Consider the following 15,831-nt stretch of genomic DNA (forward strand, 5'->3'; position numbering starts at 1 on the left):
ACTCGTGGTAATTTTTGTTTGGCGATAAATTTGATCACCAAATGCCATGAATGTTCCTCACTATTTCACCTATCTCATTATTTATTCATCTCTTTTTGTGGGGATTCGTCAGACTCAGAGTAGATCAACTTCTTATACTGATTGGTATAAGACTCGTAATACTGCGTTTTGTTTAGCTTATCTAAGTCACTCCTTTCAACTATCACTCCAACAAACCTATTTTATTACAGTTAAAACCAGTCTAAATAGCACGTTACCGATATATGACCATATTAGACAAACCGTGATGTAGATTAGACTATGGTAAAATATGTATGACAGAAGCATTTTGCTATGGTATCTATCGAACCCTAAAAATTTTCAATCGCCTTACAGGTAAATGAAATAAAACAATATCTTTAAAACAATTCTCAAACCTTTACTCCTCTCATTTTAATAGGAATAAAGAAGGGATGATTTTTGCTGGCAGCGTTTTATTACAGCAAATGACACATGGAGCAGGCTAAATGCCACTAGTGATAAACCGATTGAGTTTTAAAAATAAATTAATTTTATTTGCAGCTATTCCCATGCTGTCACTAACTCTCCTTGGTTCTATCATCATGATAGATCTATGGCACACCTATCAGGCCGCTCAAAACAATACGCTTATAATTGAATTCACCCAAGACATCGAAAACCTGGTCGATGAGCTACAAAAAGAGCGTGGACTCACCGCTGGTTTTATCAGTAGTAAAGGCGAGCAGTATCGCCAGCAGCTAAGCGAACAAGAGCAGCACACAGACAATCGACTGACGCAACTCCAGAGCAAGATCAACTTAGAAAAACTGTTTGATGCTAATACAGAGCAGATACTGTTGTTGACTGAAAATATGGACCGTATTCGGCATATCAATCAAGAACTGTTACTAGCTCGTCAAGACATCAAATCCTACAGCACAGATTCTTTCCAATTCTTTACTGAACTGATTAATCATCTTCTCATTCTCATTTCCCAGCTTCAGATACAGATCCAAGATGGCTCTCAAGCCAGTTCTTATCACACCCTTATCCACTTATTGCATATACAAGAGTTAGCGGGACAAGAAAGAGGCCTGGTCAATAGCTTACTTTCAGCAAAAGTAATCACAACCGATGCCTTTATCACTATGAATGCAGCAGAAGATGATTTGGAACTTGCGATAAATCAGACCCTATCAACCACGGAAGTGGCTTATAAGCTGTATGTAAAAGAATTATTGTCCAGCAGCACTAACCTAGAATACTTGTCGATGCGGGAGCAGATAAAATCTCAAATAGAGCTTATCAGACAGACAAAAGAGCTAACTTCTTTATTGGGCTATGGAGGCGTGATTCATCACTTTAAAAATTACCTTCTAAGAGGAGAACCTGAGTATGTTGAGCTCTTTAATAATAGTATTCAGCAGGCTGAGACTAAGCTATTACGGTTAAGGCAACATACGCTTACCGCTGAGCAGCTGTCAGCCATTGATCAAATATCCTATACCCTTAACCAATACCGTGAAAAGCTAACTCGACTTACCCAGCTCAAACATCAGGGAGTCGCGATCCAAATCCAAGCCCAAGATGCTCAAGTCCGCATCGATGATACGCCGATGCTCGAGTCACTCGCTCAACTGCAACACCAATCCCCCATCGTAAGCAGCGAAGAGTGGTGGAACACGGCGAGTCAACGAATCGAAAAACTTCATCAAATCAGCACTGACATTTCTTCTGATATTGCCCAGTTAGGCGAACTGCAAAAAAATAGAGCTCTAACTTATTTAGCTATAGGAGTAATATCCTCAATAATCAATGTATTACTAATGTTTCTCCTAGGCAGAGCTATGGTCAGAAACCTGGTTGGAAGCGTCTCAGCTATTGCCAGAGATATGCAGAGAATGACTCAAGACCCACACCTTGATTTAACGGTGACTGTAGAGGGAGATGACGAGATAGCCCAGATGTCCCAAGCACTCAATCAAATGTTAAAAGAGCGAGTTAAAGCCAACAGCCAGCTTAATTTAGCTGCTGCAGTATTTGAGTATTCAGCCGAAGGCATTGTCATTACCGATCACAATAACCTCATCGAATTGATCAACCCTTCATTTACTAAAATCACAGGTTACAGCTTAGACGAGGTCAAAGGTAAAGATCCATCGATACTGAAGTCTGACATGCACTCCAATGACCACTACCAAGCCATGTGGTCATCCCTGAATACAACGGATAAATGGGAAGGTGAGATCTGGAATAAGCGTAAGAATGGGCAAGTGTATCCTGAGTACCTCGCCATCACAGTGGTGCGAAACGATACTGGCAATATCACCCAACATATTGGCCTGTTTCTCGACATCAGTAATCATAAGAAATATGAGCAAGATATCTGGTATAAGACCAACTATGATGCGCTAACGAACTTACCTAACCATCACCTTTACTCGGCTCGATTACAGCAGGAACTCCTACTTACAAAGCAAAGGTCATCGCAACTCGCGATCCTGTTTATTGATCTCGACCGCTTTAAATATATTAATGATATCTACGGTCATACTCTCGGTAATGAGTTGCTTCATCAAGTCGCAACCAGACTTGAGCGCTTACTGGAGAAACATGACTTTATTGCCCGTTTTAGTGGAGATGAATTTGCCATTATTAAAACTAAGGTTGAGACATTAGATCAGATAAACACCTTAACCAATTCCATACTCAAGCATATCTCAGCTCCCTTTGAACTTGGCCATCACGAGCTAATGATCTCCGCCAGTATTGGCATCAGCCTCTACCCGAAAAATGGTGATGAGCCTGAACAATTAACACGCTATGCCGAAACTGCAATGTATAAAGCCAAGCGAGATGGTCGCAGTAGTTACCGTTACTTCTCACCAGAGATGAACGTCAGTATACTTGAACATATCCAACTAGAACAACGCCTCAGACGTGCAGTGCTTCAAGGTGAGTTCTTTCTCTGTTATCAACCTTTAGTTAATCTGAGTGATCGTAGCATTATCGGTGTCGAAGCATTAATACGTTGGCGAGACCCTAAATTTGGACTGATATCACCAGAACAGTTTATCCCGATGGCCGAGGAAACAGGCCTGATAGAACCTATTGGTGAATGGGTCATTGAGCAAGCGTTAATCGATCTTCATGTGTGGCATAGCATGGGATATATGATCAATATGGCAGTCAATGTCTCTGGTCGACAGCTTATCAATAACAATCAAACAGACTTTGATTTGGTTATTGATAAGCTATTGAAAAAATATGATATAAAGCCAAAGCATCTGCACATAGAGATCACTGAATCTATGCTAATGGACGACACTGAGCAGTGTCTGCACGCATTAAAAGCTATCCGTGACTTAGGCATGGATATCTACATCGATGACTTTGGTACTGGGTACTCTTCACTGAGTTATCTCAAACGTTTCCCTATCTCGGTGATCAAGATAGATAAGAGCTTTGTCGATAATATGTTGGACTGCCAATCCGACGCCAATCTGATTAAAGCCATTGTCATGATGGGCAAGAGTTTAGAGTTAAAGCTAGTCGCTGAAGGGATCGAAACCGAGGAGCAGTTACAGTTTTTGAAAAGTTTAGGCTGCGATTTCGGCCAAGGTTATTTGATATCTCACCCATTACCGAATCAGGAATTGACGGCTCTACTTGAAAAAAGCTATTTCCCTCAATTTCTGCACCATGACAATCTGGCAGAAATTCCGAATACCTAAACAGTAATAACTAGCTAAGAAGCGATACATTGCTTCTTAGCTAGCCAATGTTAGTGATACGGATTATTCGCTTGTCATCACACTTGCAGACTCTTTGATAGCCATCTGTGCTAGGTCTTTATCGACAAAGAATAACGCCTTACCATCTTCACCAACCAAACGAATCTTATCCACTACAGATTTGAATAATTTCTCCTCTTCGTGCTGCTCTGAAACGTACCATTGTAGGAAGTTAAACGTGGAATAATCTTGGTTCGTAAATGCTGCATGGGCTAATGCATTGATCTTACTTGTGATCATCTGCTCATGTTCATAGGTGTATTCGAACAATGCGAGTAAAGATGCAAACTCAGCTTGCGGCGCTTGAATCGTCCCTAACAGTGGCATTCCGCCAGTTTCGCTGACATAGGTAAATAAGCGATGCATATGCTGCATCTCTTCATCTGCGTGAACACGCATAAACTGAGCAGCACCTTCAAAGCCTTTGTCGTCACACCATGCACTCATCTGCAGGTAAAGATTTGAAGAGAAAAACTCAACATTAATCTGAGCGTTCAATTGATCAATCATAGTTTGTGCAAGCATGGTCCATCCTATCTACATATATTTAAACGATTAGAACCTGCAACTGACCGGTCAAATTCACTTAATCCGTGATTTTAAGGCCAACAAATTCATCAGTGGTACATTGTTATGAAGATAGACACAAAAATCAATGCAATTTACTTAAGCCACTGTTTTACAAATACAAATAATTCTCATTAAACGTTAAAAAACAAATAATCCGTTTGCATAAATTCTACTTATTCTTTGCATACGGGACAAAGATGACCGTTAAAATCAAAACTGCAGTTAAGATCATAGTCTTCTCCATTAGGCATGGCATAATGAAGCCCACGCTTGAATTTCTTAACCAAATTAGACTCCATTTTTAAAGGAAGCCAGATGCCAGCTAAAGCCGACCCCTGCTCTCAACCTAGTCTTATGCACCCAGATGAGGCGATAACACGACTTCTCGATCAAGTCACATCACTGGATGACTCCGAAGTCGTGCAACTTTCCCATTCACTAGGCCGTGTTCTAGCAGAAGACTTAGCATCAAGCATCGATCTCCCGCCTTTCAATAACTCGGCGATGGATGGCTATGCTTTTCGATTCGAAGATCTCGCCAATAATGAGAGCCTGACTCTCATCGGCCAATCTTTTGCTGGACACCCTTTCGAGGGAGAGCCAAAAACAAATACCTGCATTCGAATCATGACAGGTGCGCCAGTTCCTAATGGCTATGACACTGTGCAGATGCAGGAAAAAGTCCAAGCTAAAGAGAGCAAGATTTACATTGAAGCACCTAAAGAAAAAGGCGCTAACCTGCGTTATCAAGGCGAAGAAGTTAAGGTCGGTGGAAAAGTCCTGCTTTGCGGCACTCAAATTGGTGCAGCTGAGATGGGCGTGTTAGCCACTATCGGTATCAGCCAGCTTCGCGTGACTCGTCAGGTTAAAGTAGCCTTCTTTTCAACCGGTGATGAACTACGTCCAGTCGGCAGTGAGCTTGCGCCGGGTCAGATATATGATTCTAACCGCTATACGATTCAAGGTTTACTGAGCCGAGCGAATATCGAATGGATCGATCTCGGTGTGATTGAGGATGATCCAGAAGCAATCCGTCAGGCTTTCCGTAATGCTGCATCCTGTGCCGACATGGTACTGACCTCAGGTGGCGTATCGGTGGGCGATGCCGATTATACCAAACAGATTTTAGACGAAGAAGGTGAGATCACTTTCTGGAAGTTGGCCATCAAGCCGGGTAAACCATTCGCATTCGGTCATTTAGGAAAAGCCGTTTTCTGCGGCCTTCCCGGCAACCCGGTGTCATCGATGGTAACCTTCTACAAACTAGTGTGGCCACTGCTGCAAAAGATGCAGGGTTTACCACAAACTAAGCCATTAACCCTTAAAGCGAAACTCAAAGGCGATCTGCGTAAATTCCCCGGACGTGTTGAATATCAAAGAGGGATCTTAAGCTATAACGCCCAAGGCGAAGCTGAAGTCACCATGACGGGTGGGCAAGGTTCAGGTATGTTGACTTCCATGAGCCTAGCTAACTGTTTTGTTATCTTAGCCCAAGAGCAAGGCAACACACCTGACGGCAGCTTAGTCACCGTTGAGCCCTTTAACACCGTACTTTGCTAATCTATGCCTCAGGAAACAGACATGAGCTCGACCACAGATAACGATGAGATTTTATCCGACAGCGAAATTCTCAGATACAGCCGCCACATCTCCATTAAAGCCATGGATTTTGAGGGGCAAGAGAAATTAAAACTCGCCAAGGTACTCGTTATCGGTGCTGGCGGCCTCGGATGCGCAGCAACCCAATATATGGCGGTTGCTGGCGTCGGCATGATGACCTTGGTCGACTTCGATACCGTTGAATTATCAAACCTACAGCGTCAGGTATTACATCAAGATAAGAACATCGGACAGCCTAAGGTTGAATCAGCCAAGGAAACCTTAAGCGAGCTTAATCCGCACCTTCAGATAGACACCATCAATGGTGTGCTTGACGATCATGAGTTCGATAACTTAATCGCAAGCCACACTCTAGTGATGGATTGCACAGACAATGTCGCCGTGCGTGAACAACTGAATAAAAGCTGCTTCACCCACAAGGTGCCACTGGTTTCTGCTGCCGCTATCCGCATGGAAGGTACTGTTACAGTGTTTGACTATCAAGGTGAGACCCCTTGTTATCACTGCTTCAGCAAACTGTTTGGCGAGCAACACCTCACCTGTGTTGAATCAGGTATTCTCGCCCCTGTGGTTGGTATGATTGGTTGCTTACAAGCGGTCGAAGCGATAAAAGTGATCAGTCATATGGGTAAGCCACTCATAGGGAGAATATTGATGATCGATGCGATGACCATGGAGTTTCGTGAGATGAAACTCAGTCAACAAGCTAACTGTGAAGTGTGTAGCTCATGTTAAGCTAACAATCACCCTAGATCGAGTCAAGGTCAGTCATACAGGCGAATATGACTGACCAAGTGGGGTTAATTAATACACTGATAATCTTTAGTGATGATATACGTACGACACTCCTCATCACTACAGTGTTGAGTTTCAGTATCAAACGCTTTAGCACTTGAAAACCCCCAGTATCCACACCTTTGCTTAGCCAATGCTATTGCCTCAGGTTCGTCGGGTAAATAAGCCTTTGAAGCGACTAACTCATAGCGTAGAGTCACAACACCGTCACTCTTAGAGCCACTGACGGCCTCCCAATCACTTCGTGTAGCGCAACCTGAAACGACCAACATAACGCAGGTAGCAAATAGTAGTTTTGTTCTTTTTTTCATATCCAATGCCAATTTATCTTCATAAATAACGATTAGGGCATACTAAAGAAAGATGTGATGTAAACAACGACCCTTCTCAAAAAAGCAGCAAAAAATACAAATCCCCTCACAGATGTAACAAGTAGGTTTACATCACGTACCGACAAGCCATCACACTCGTTGATAAAATGTTATTTTTACTCAAGAAAACTCATCCCAAAGAAACGTTAACTCCAAAACGTGATCCTTAATCAGTATCAGAGAAAGTTATCAACCAGATAAAAAACCCTTTTTGCTGTTTAAGGCGTTATTATACAACCAGTATAAAGACCTGTTCACTGTCTTGTACCAAGTGATATTTATTCCACCTAGTTAATAACTCTACTCTTTTTTGGAGAATCGACGGATATGATTAAAATTACCTTTCTATCACTCATTTTCACAGCGACATTCGCACTCACCGGGTGTAACCCAAGCGAGCAAACGGCATCCTCTAACGCGGATAAGCAAGCCATGACCGAAGCTGTCGATATGGATAATCAAGCCACAAATTACTGTAAATCACTACAAGGGAAGCTGGCTCTAGACACTGGCGTCTGTACTCTTCCAAGTGGTGAAGCACTAGATCAATGGGCACTATTCAGACGTGATCATAAGCAGACTAAGCCAGCAATCGGCATGGCCAACCCAGCCGCTAAATATTGTGTATCTCTGCAAGGAAAACTCGCATTGGACACTGGCGTTTGTACCTTGCCTAGTGGTGAAGCGCTTGATCAATGGGAGCTATTCAAACGTGATAATAACAAGGCGACAACGGCTATCGGCATGGCCAGTCCAGCTGCTAAATATTGTGAGTCTCTGCAGGGTAAGCTAACACTCGACACCGGCGTTTGTACCTTGCCAAGTGGTGAGGCTCTTGATCAATGGGAACTGCTAAGACGCGATCATTAGTAGAGTCTATCTACTGTCGATTCCATGTCTTCAGTCACCAAATTGGGGAGCGTTACGCCTACGGCTAGGCTTCCCTGATTGATAAGATAATCAGCTAAAGGAATGGCTGATTTTGATTCTTTCAGCTGTCTCTGGCTTCAGCCATCAATAACCCCTTTTCCACCCATATCTTCACACTGATCCCCTTAACTTCAATAAATAGGGGCTGTTGGCCTTGAGATAACATCGGCAGTTCACCATATATTTTAGGATCATAGCCAACTTCATATAGAGTTACCTTCTTCCCTTCAGCAGTTAGAAAACGGATCTGCGCTGCCGTGACTCCCTGAATCGAACAGTACCGCCCTCCCAGCATCTTGTTATTCTGCTGAGTAAACAATGTTGAGTCGACGATGGAGAAATCCAGTTGAGTAAAGTAATCCTTTAAAGGCGATAGAGTCTCTGCTTTAAGCTCTAACGGCTTCATTTTTATATGATTCATTGCAACTTCATTGGCAATCAAATCAATCTTGGTTGGCTGCTGCAGATAAAAATTTAAGCTCACGATAAACAAGATCACCACACTGGCAGCCATCGCCATTAATCCTCCGACTCTTCTGGGTTGCTGTGGAAGCAGCTTTGAGTCTGGCTCGTGTCGCTCCGGCTCAACGTGCTCAGCAAAGCCACCGAGCAGATGTTCAAATCTATCTAGCTGTTCACTATCCAGTGTTTGTTGTTCAATAAAGCGTTTAGCCAAGCGCTTAAAAGAGCTTTGGTTTGACTCATGTTTTCTATTCATAAACTAACCTCAGAACCCTGCTCTTTCTTGTTGTCAGAGGCATTGGCAACCTTCTGCTTAATACGGTGTAATCGTGACAGAATGGTTCCTCTAGGTTGCATCAGATCCACCGATATCTCCGATGCTGTATACCCATAAACTGCCCATAAGTAGAGTACTTCACGTTCGGCAGTATTGAGTAAGCCAAACACATGCTCAATCAAATTATGCTGTATTTCAAGCTCCTCGATACAGATGTCATCTAGCAAAATAGGCGATCCCTCATCGATGGAATCAAAGGCAAGGATCTGATGTCGGCGGCAATCATCAACAAACTGATTACGGATAATTTTGCGGATATAGGCATGAGAGTGATCAGCGGTTTTATCAAGACGAAGCCATTTCTCCAGTGACGTTTGCAACAGATCTTCGGCATTCCTGCGATCAGTAGTAAGACAGTAGCAATAACGAAACAACCCCTGTAACTGCTCACGGCTCAACATATCTCGGCACCTTCACAATGAAAACCGCACACCCACCCTTGGCTAATCGCCCAGTTAAGTGACGTCATGTCAGCGCTCGACTCACTTATCTGAGCTAAGGTTTTGGATAAGCTTATATCACTCAAAATCTGGTACAAGGCCGAAGTGATACGTTGAACCTTAGGCTTAAATGGGTCTCGGTAGATGCAAAAGTGATAGGTTTCTGCGGGCTCACAGATATCCACAACCTCACTATCATCTTGATGTTTTACCCATAATTCATAAAGAGGATATCTGGAGCTAAGCACGTTGATATCGGGGCGCAATAGCATCACGACTTCAGCTTGCTGCTCTTCAGTGAGCAACTCAAGCAGTGAAAAAGGAGCACAAACCTGTGCATCCTCAGCGTAATAACTTCTTTGGAGTCGCCACTCAAGCTGTGCCAGATCGGCAAGGTATTCCAATCCCTCAAACTCTGAATGGGTTCCGATAGTCTCGACCAACAAATGAGGAAATGACTCACCATATTGGTTCAAATCACTCAAGGTTAAGGGATAGCATTGTTGATAATTCAAAGCTAACTGCTCAAAACAGCGCTCACCTAAAATGTTGTTACACATCGAAAAGGTCGTTCTCATGGCAGCGGTTAACGCTTGCTTACTGTTATTGCGGTAGACAGATAAACGACTCGCCTCCCTGGTATTCACCAGCGAAAGCAATGACTCCTCAGAACCATTCTCGCTAAGGGCGTTAACAAAAGCATCTTGCCATTCAGCTAAGCGCATGGTGCCCCTTTGAAATGGTGTTCTCGTGCAAGAGAGGAAGTAGAGACAGTCCCTTGGGTTGATAATAAAATCTCAGCGGCAATCGCTCTCTCTTGAAGTAAACGCTCCAGAGGAGGCAAATTGTTATCCCATTCAATCATGCTAGGAATGGGGCCATTTTGGGCCACAAAACACTCAAAAGCCTGCCACACTTTTTCATCGACAGGATGGTTATGGGCATCGAGTAAAAAGTCCCCTTTATCATGAAAGCCCGCTAGGTGTATCTGCTTAACCCGCTCAACGGGGATAACATCCATAAACGCCTGCATACTCTGATCAAGGTTCTTAGCCGTCACATAGGCATTATTAATATCGAGCAAGAGGTAGCAGTCAGCTTCTTTAGCAACAGCAGCGATAAATTCCCCCTCGGTCATTTCATTAAATTGGCAACTTAGATAGGTAGACACGTTTTCCAGCAGAATTCTTTCCCCCATAAAGTCCTGAACTTGAATGATGCGCTGACTCAGATGACTCACCGCTTCTTCTGTATAAGGTAAAGGCAGCAGATCTGGTACGGTTAACTGAGCATTCCCCGAAAAGCTAGCGTGCTCTGAATACCAGAGGGCTCCGGTCTCCTGTTTCAATATTTTAATTTGTTGAAGGTAATCGAAATCCAATAAGGGTTGGCCGCCTAATGAGAGCCCTACACTGTGGAGCACTAAGGGATATCGCTCACTCATCGCAAGCAGCATCTTCTTATTTAACCCTCCCTCGATCAACCAGTTATCCACTAAAACTTCGAACCAGGGAATATCCGTCTCACCCGCAGCTAAAATTTGCTGCACATGAGGGAGCCGCAGACCAATGCCTGCTCCCGCTAAACTCCCACCAGACATTAAGACTTCGCCGGTTTAACAGCTTTGACTTTTCCACCAGTGATCTTGTCGCAGGTACCCGCTGGCACATACACCCACTCATTAGGTGAGTTATTTTCCTTAGCTTGACCTGCGCACCCATGGCTAGCATCTAATGCACCACAGTCATTTGCACCAGCCTTGGCAATTCCGGCACATTTTTCCCACTGAGTAGGCTGTGCAGGCACCGCATTTGCTCCCACAGATAAACCCGCAGCCAAAATTCCCGCAACAGTTAAACCTAATGCTTTATTCGATGATTTCATTTCGTTTTATCCTTTATAGAAAGTGAAGTGTTCACCCCTATAACGAATGGCGCAGACGTTTGATTGCATTGATTGAAAAAAAGACGAAAAAAAACCAGCTGTAAAATGCAGCTGGTTTTTTAAATTAGGTCGGCAGACTAACCAATAACGCTCAAATAGCCTTTCAAGATAATCGCGTTAACGATATCGATAAAGAAAGCCCCCACGATAGGCACAACCATGAAAGCTTGCGGAGAAGGTCCAGTTTTAGCGACCAGCGCCCCCATGTTCATTACTGCCGTTGGCGTTGCACCTAAACCAAAACCACAATGGCCACCCGCCATCACTGCGGCGTCATAGTTACTGCCCATCATCCTAAAGGTAACAAAATAAGCGAATAGGGCTAATACCAAGGTTTGCACCAATAAAATGGCAAGTAGAGGTAAGGCAAGATCAAATATCTCCCACAGCTTTAAGTTCATCAAAGCCATAGCAAGAAAGAGTGACAAAGAAACCGTACCTAATACATCAACACTTTCACTCTTAATTTTATAGCCATGGGACAGCTCAGTAATATTGGAGATCACTACACCAAGGAAAAGAGCATAAACGAACTCAGGCATTCTTAGCCAACTAATCTCTGAATAAGCCACTAGAGCAGCAATCCACTTAGCACCTGCGACACATAGCAGCAGGATAAACAGGACTTCAAGAATACTCTTAGCCGTGACTCTGTCTTCCTCTAACTGATCATAAGTCACCAAATCAGGGTGATCTATATGGTGGTTACCACCGATACCATATGAAGAAACCAGGTTGTTTTTATTGATCAGTCTCTGGGCGACTGGACCACCAATGATGCCGCCCATCACCAGACCAAATGTCGCGGCAGCCATTGCAAACTCAAGCGTATTGACACCGTAGTCTTCCAGGAAGGTTTGCGCCCACGCAGCACCCGTTCCGTGGCCACCAGAAAGGGTGATAGAACCCGCTATCAATCCCATGAAAGGCTCTAAACCTAATGCGGTTGCCATACTCACGCCAACCGCATTTTGAACCAAAATAAACACTGAGGTGACTCCTAGAAATAGGAATACCTTAGACCCGCCTTTGAGCAGTAACTTATAACTAGCGGCAAGACCCACTGTACTGAAAAACATCAGCATTAAGGTATCTTGCATTGAAAGGGAGAACTTAAGAGATATCTGATTAAAATGCAGTATTGTGATGACTGCTGCAACGATAAGACCACCGACAATGGGCTCTGGAATATTATATTTTTTGAATAGCGAGACATGACGATTAATGGTGTGCCCGATAAACAGCACTAAAATAGCCACCAAAAATGACTCAAGCTCGCCTATTGAATAAACTGTGCTCATAAAACCTCTATTTAAAGACCCGCTGTTCACTAGTATCAATTTTTTATAGAACCGATCACCGATACTAAAACTCTGCCTTTCAGACGATCATAAAACAGCTCAACGTTAATGAGCTAATGATGAATATCGAGACAGCCCTAGATTCTGCCACAAGAGTTCAATTTTCCGATGATTCTAAATGGATAAAAAATAATAAGGTTCAACAAACAAGATCAAGATCACATATCCATAAGGTCGACATATATTGAATCGAATAATTTGTTGATATAAAAGATAAAAAAAACCAGCTACGCAACGTAACTGGTTTAATTTAACAACGAAATGAAGACAGATTTAACCAATAAAGCTCAAATAACCTTGAAGAATTATGGCGTTAACAATATCAATAAAGAAGGCGCCAACGATCGGCACTACCATAAAAGCTTGAGGTGAAGGTCCAGTTCTCGAGACCAGTGCCCCCATATTCATCACGGCAGTGGGTGTAGCTCCCATACCGAAGCCACAATGACCACCAGCGATAACCGCCGCATCATAGTTACTGCCCATCAACCTAAAGGTGATGAAATAAGCAAACAGCGCAAGGGTAATGGTTTGAACCAACAAAATAGCCAGTAGAGGCAGAGCAAGGTCAAATATCTCCCACAACTTGAGATTCATCAAAGCCATGGCTAAAAACAAAGATAAAGAGACGGTACCTAATACATCTACACTCTCACTTTTAATCTTATAGCCATGGGAAAGCTCAGTAATATTGGTGATCACCACACCAATAAATAGCGCATATACAAACTCAGGCATTTTCAACCAACTAACATCCAGAGTCGCGATAAGCGCCGCTACCCACTTGGCACCTGAGACACACAGAAGCAGAATGAACATCACCTCTAGAATGCTTTTAGCTGTGACTCTGTCTTCTTCAAGTTGATCGTAAGTCACAAGATCAGGGTGATCTTTATGGTGATTACCGCCCACACCGTATGAAGAAACCAAGTTATTCTTATTGATCAGTCTCTGAGCGACTGGGCCACCAATGATCCCTCCCATGACTAAACCAAATGTGGCCGCTGCCATCGCAAATTCTAAGGTGTTAATACCGTAATCTTCCTGGAAAGTATGTGCCCAAGCGACACCGGTTCCATGACCGCCAGAAAGAGTAATTGAACCAGCTATCAAGCCCATTAAAGGCTCTAAACCAAGCGCAGTCGCCATGCTGACACCCACCGCGTTCTGGATCAGAATAAACAGCGAGGCGATCCCGAGGAACAAAAAGACTTTCGAGCCCCCTTTAAGCAACAACTTATAGTTTGCAGCTAAACCTACCGTACTGAAAAACATCAACATTAATGTTTTCTGCATCGACAGAGTAAAATCAAGAGTGACATTATTGAAGTGTAGAATGGTAATAACCGCCGCGACGATAAGGCCGCCAACGATAGGCTCAGGAATATTATACTTTCTGAAAAAAGCGACATGACGATTGATTGAGTGCCCGATAAACAGCACTAAAATAGCCACTAAAAATGACTCAAGTTCGCCAATTGAATAAACTGTATTCATGAAACTCCTATTTGCAGAACCGCAGTTTTAACGTCACCATCACTATCGAATCAAAAAATCACCCGATAAATAGACACTAAAACTCCGCTCTCCATTCGGTGGTACCGAGCGTCCAACAGAAATCCTGCTCAGTACATGAGATGAGACAGCCGCACAAAGTGCAATAACTACTCGTGTTTACGATAATGCTCAAGCAGTAAATACTGCTCACTGCTTAATAGATTAAAATCATACAACTTAAGTAAGATGTCTAACCCCATAAAGGTTTAAGACAGGTATCTTACCGCTATTATCGTCATTGGATGTATTGATGCGAGGAGGGGTTAGCTCAGGCTCATATCTGAAATTGGGGCCATGTTGTTATCGGCCTCCATGATAAGAGCACGTTCAGCTTTAGAGATATATTTAGGTTTGTTACTCGAATGAAGTTTAGCGTTAGCTTTTTTAGCCTTGCCTTTCAATGTTTCGTTGATTTTCTTCTTTCTGTTCATCTCTAACCCACTCTATTTTGATATTTACTCAATCCATCAGGATAGAGTTAAAGGCCGCGTATTATAACGTATTTCAATCCCAGAATCGAAATTCAGAGCCTTTTTACCTTGGCCTTAAGTTGATTTAACACAATAAAATCAGAATTAAATATTAATGATTTAAAGCTAACCATTTAATAAACATCAGCAATGCCCTTTCAAGTACAAGGGAGAAACCAATATTATTAATCTAGATAAAAACCAATCTGACCAAAGTGGAAATCAGCGCTCAACAATAAAGATGAAAAAACACAGCTAAATTGCTGTGTTTTTAATCTACTTAAAGCCGCTTAAGCCCATTGAATCTGACAGCTATTTAGTCACAATCCAAAGCGCATGAAGCAAACCAGGGATAAAGAACAATAGACAGAGAATAATATTGATCAAAAGATCTTTGCCCACACCGGACTTCAAAAATACGGCCACGGGTGGCAGCAAGATGGCGATCACGACGAGTAACAGCTTATTGGTGTCCATTTACAATTTCCTTCTCAATTAATTAATTTTTGTTAGGCCAATCTAATCTCTCAGGCTCAGACCATATTTGCAACTGCTTTATTGTATCTTCAGCAGTAAAAAAAACGCCATCAGTAGGAGGAATCGTATATTTGTAGGCATGATCGCGAAAAACAAAGTCTAAACTAAAAGCGTGCAGGTAACCCCTATCGGCCTCCTCTCCACCATATAATTGGTCACCCAGAATTGGCACTCCAATACTCGCCAACGCCACTCTTAACTGATGCGTCTTACCACTGAGCGGTTTTAGCAGGTATAAACGCAATCCTTCAGCCACTGATTGAGAGAAAAATTGTGTCCTCGCGGGGTTTTCCATGGTTCGTAATAGCTTGTGCATACTGCGACGAGACTTAGCCATGTCACCCACAATCGAACCCTGTTTCTTTTTCGGCTTACCTTTAGCCAATGCGAGGTAGTATTTCTGCACTTTATGAGCGGTAAACAGTTGCGTGAATTCAGCAGCAGCCTGACTCGACTTTGCAAACAACAAAAGGCCAGATGTCAGCGTGTCGAGGCGGTGAACAGAGTAGAGTTTGATCGCTAAATCTTTCTCAACTGTCGCCATTACGCCAGCGGTGCCATCTTGGCTATGAAAATGAACATTATGGGACTTATCGATCACGATGAAATCAGTTTCATCGGCAATAATTTGATACATCGCTAT

16 protein-coding genes are annotated in these 15,831 nt (G+C 43.0%); 4 read left to right on the forward strand and 12 right to left on the reverse strand.

What is annotated here, in order from left to right:
* Positions 1-506 precede the first annotated feature (506 nt).
* Positions 507-3,734 (forward strand): EAL domain-containing protein, encoded by a 3,228-nt coding sequence (locus FN961_RS13545; protein WP_144040713.1) that lies wholly within the window; start codon positions 507-509, stop codon positions 3,732-3,734.
* A gap of 63 nt (positions 3,735-3,797) precedes the next feature.
* On the opposite strand, the gene ftnA is transcribed toward FN961_RS13545, so the two are convergent.
* On the reverse strand, positions 3,798-4,319 hold the full coding sequence (gene ftnA / locus FN961_RS13550) for a non-heme ferritin (RefSeq protein WP_144040714.1): 522 nt from the start codon (positions 4,317-4,319) through the stop codon (positions 3,798-3,800).
* Positions 4,320-4,679: 360 nt separating this feature from the next.
* Between ftnA and moeA the strand changes: the two genes are divergently transcribed.
* Both moeA and moeB read left to right on the forward strand, forming a co-directional pair.
* Positions 4,680-5,924 carry a molybdopterin molybdotransferase MoeA gene (moeA, locus tag FN961_RS13555; protein ID WP_144040715.1) on the forward strand — a complete coding sequence of 415 codons (1,245 nt, stop codon included), beginning with the start codon at positions 4,680-4,682 and terminating at the stop codon, positions 5,922-5,924.
* Positions 5,925-5,945: 21 nt separating this feature from the next.
* Positions 5,946-6,719 carry a molybdopterin-synthase adenylyltransferase MoeB gene (moeB, locus tag FN961_RS13560; protein ID WP_144040716.1) on the forward strand — a complete coding sequence of 258 codons (774 nt, stop codon included), beginning with the start codon at positions 5,946-5,948 and terminating at the stop codon, positions 6,717-6,719.
* A gap of 65 nt (positions 6,720-6,784) precedes the next feature.
* Here moeB and yecR read toward each other — a convergent pair whose 3' ends face one another.
* Complete coding sequence (gene yecR, locus FN961_RS13565) at positions 6,785-7,090, reverse strand: YecR family lipoprotein (RefSeq protein ID WP_144040717.1); 306 nt, start codon at positions 7,088-7,090, stop codon at positions 6,785-6,787.
* A gap of 387 nt (positions 7,091-7,477) precedes the next feature.
* Between yecR and FN961_RS13570 the strand changes: the two genes are divergently transcribed.
* Positions 7,478-8,020 carry a putative hemolysin gene (locus FN961_RS13570; protein WP_144040718.1) on the forward strand — a complete coding sequence of 181 codons (543 nt, stop codon included), beginning with the start codon at positions 7,478-7,480 and terminating at the stop codon, positions 8,018-8,020.
* Positions 8,021-8,141: 121 nt separating this feature from the next.
* On the opposite strand, the gene FN961_RS13575 is transcribed toward FN961_RS13570, so the two are convergent.
* The 10 genes from FN961_RS13575 to FN961_RS13620 form a co-directional block, all read right to left on the reverse strand.
* Positions 8,142-8,798, reverse strand: a complete 657-nt coding sequence (locus FN961_RS13575; protein ID WP_144040719.1) for a DUF3379 domain-containing protein — start codon at positions 8,796-8,798, stop codon at positions 8,142-8,144.
* On the reverse strand, positions 8,795-9,280 hold the full coding sequence (locus FN961_RS13580) for an RNA polymerase sigma factor (RefSeq protein WP_185972791.1): 486 nt from the start codon (positions 9,278-9,280) through the stop codon (positions 8,795-8,797). Before FN961_RS13580 ends, FN961_RS13575 begins: the two co-directional genes overlap by 4 nt.
* Positions 9,274-10,044, reverse strand: a complete 771-nt coding sequence (locus FN961_RS13585) for an HvfC/BufC N-terminal domain-containing protein (RefSeq protein WP_144040720.1) — start codon at positions 10,042-10,044, stop codon at positions 9,274-9,276. Before FN961_RS13585 ends, FN961_RS13580 begins: the two co-directional genes overlap by 7 nt.
* A complete protein-coding gene (locus FN961_RS13590; RefSeq protein ID WP_144040721.1) occupies positions 10,035-10,919 on the reverse strand; it encodes an MbnB/TglH/ChrH family RiPP precursor modification enzyme in 885 nt (294 codons plus the stop codon). Before FN961_RS13590 ends, FN961_RS13585 begins: the two co-directional genes overlap by 10 nt.
* On the reverse strand, positions 10,919-11,203 hold the full coding sequence (locus tag FN961_RS13595) for a BufA1 family periplasmic bufferin-type metallophore (protein ID WP_144040722.1): 285 nt from the start codon (positions 11,201-11,203) through the stop codon (positions 10,919-10,921). The genes FN961_RS13590 and FN961_RS13595 overlap by 1 nt, the downstream gene beginning before the upstream one ends.
* 137 nt (positions 11,204-11,340) lie before the next feature.
* Positions 11,341-12,564 carry a sodium/glutamate symporter gene (gene gltS / locus FN961_RS13600; protein ID WP_144040723.1) on the reverse strand — a complete coding sequence of 408 codons (1,224 nt, stop codon included), beginning with the start codon at positions 12,562-12,564 and terminating at the stop codon, positions 11,341-11,343.
* A 333-nt stretch (positions 12,565-12,897) separates the two neighbouring features.
* A complete protein-coding gene (gene gltS, locus FN961_RS13605) occupies positions 12,898-14,121 on the reverse strand; it encodes a sodium/glutamate symporter (RefSeq protein ID WP_144040724.1) in 1,224 nt (407 codons plus the stop codon).
* A 323-nt stretch (positions 14,122-14,444) separates the two neighbouring features.
* Complete coding sequence (locus FN961_RS13610; RefSeq protein ID WP_144040725.1) at positions 14,445-14,612, reverse strand: DUF2986 domain-containing protein; 168 nt, start codon at positions 14,610-14,612, stop codon at positions 14,445-14,447.
* Positions 14,613-14,963: 351 nt separating this feature from the next.
* Complete coding sequence (locus tag FN961_RS13615; RefSeq protein WP_144040726.1) at positions 14,964-15,128, reverse strand: YqaE/Pmp3 family membrane protein; 165 nt, start codon at positions 15,126-15,128, stop codon at positions 14,964-14,966.
* Positions 15,129-15,150: 22 nt separating this feature from the next.
* The gene (locus FN961_RS13620) at positions 15,151-15,825 is read right to left on the reverse strand and encodes a TIGR01621 family pseudouridine synthase (RefSeq protein WP_144040727.1); all 675 of its coding nucleotides are present in this window, start codon (positions 15,823-15,825) and stop codon (positions 15,151-15,153) included.
* Positions 15,826-15,831 lie beyond the last annotated feature (6 nt).

Origin of the sequence: Shewanella hanedai, assembly GCF_007197645.1 — a bacterium.
Lineage (GTDB): Bacteria > Pseudomonadota > Gammaproteobacteria > Enterobacterales > Shewanellaceae > Shewanella > Shewanella hanedai.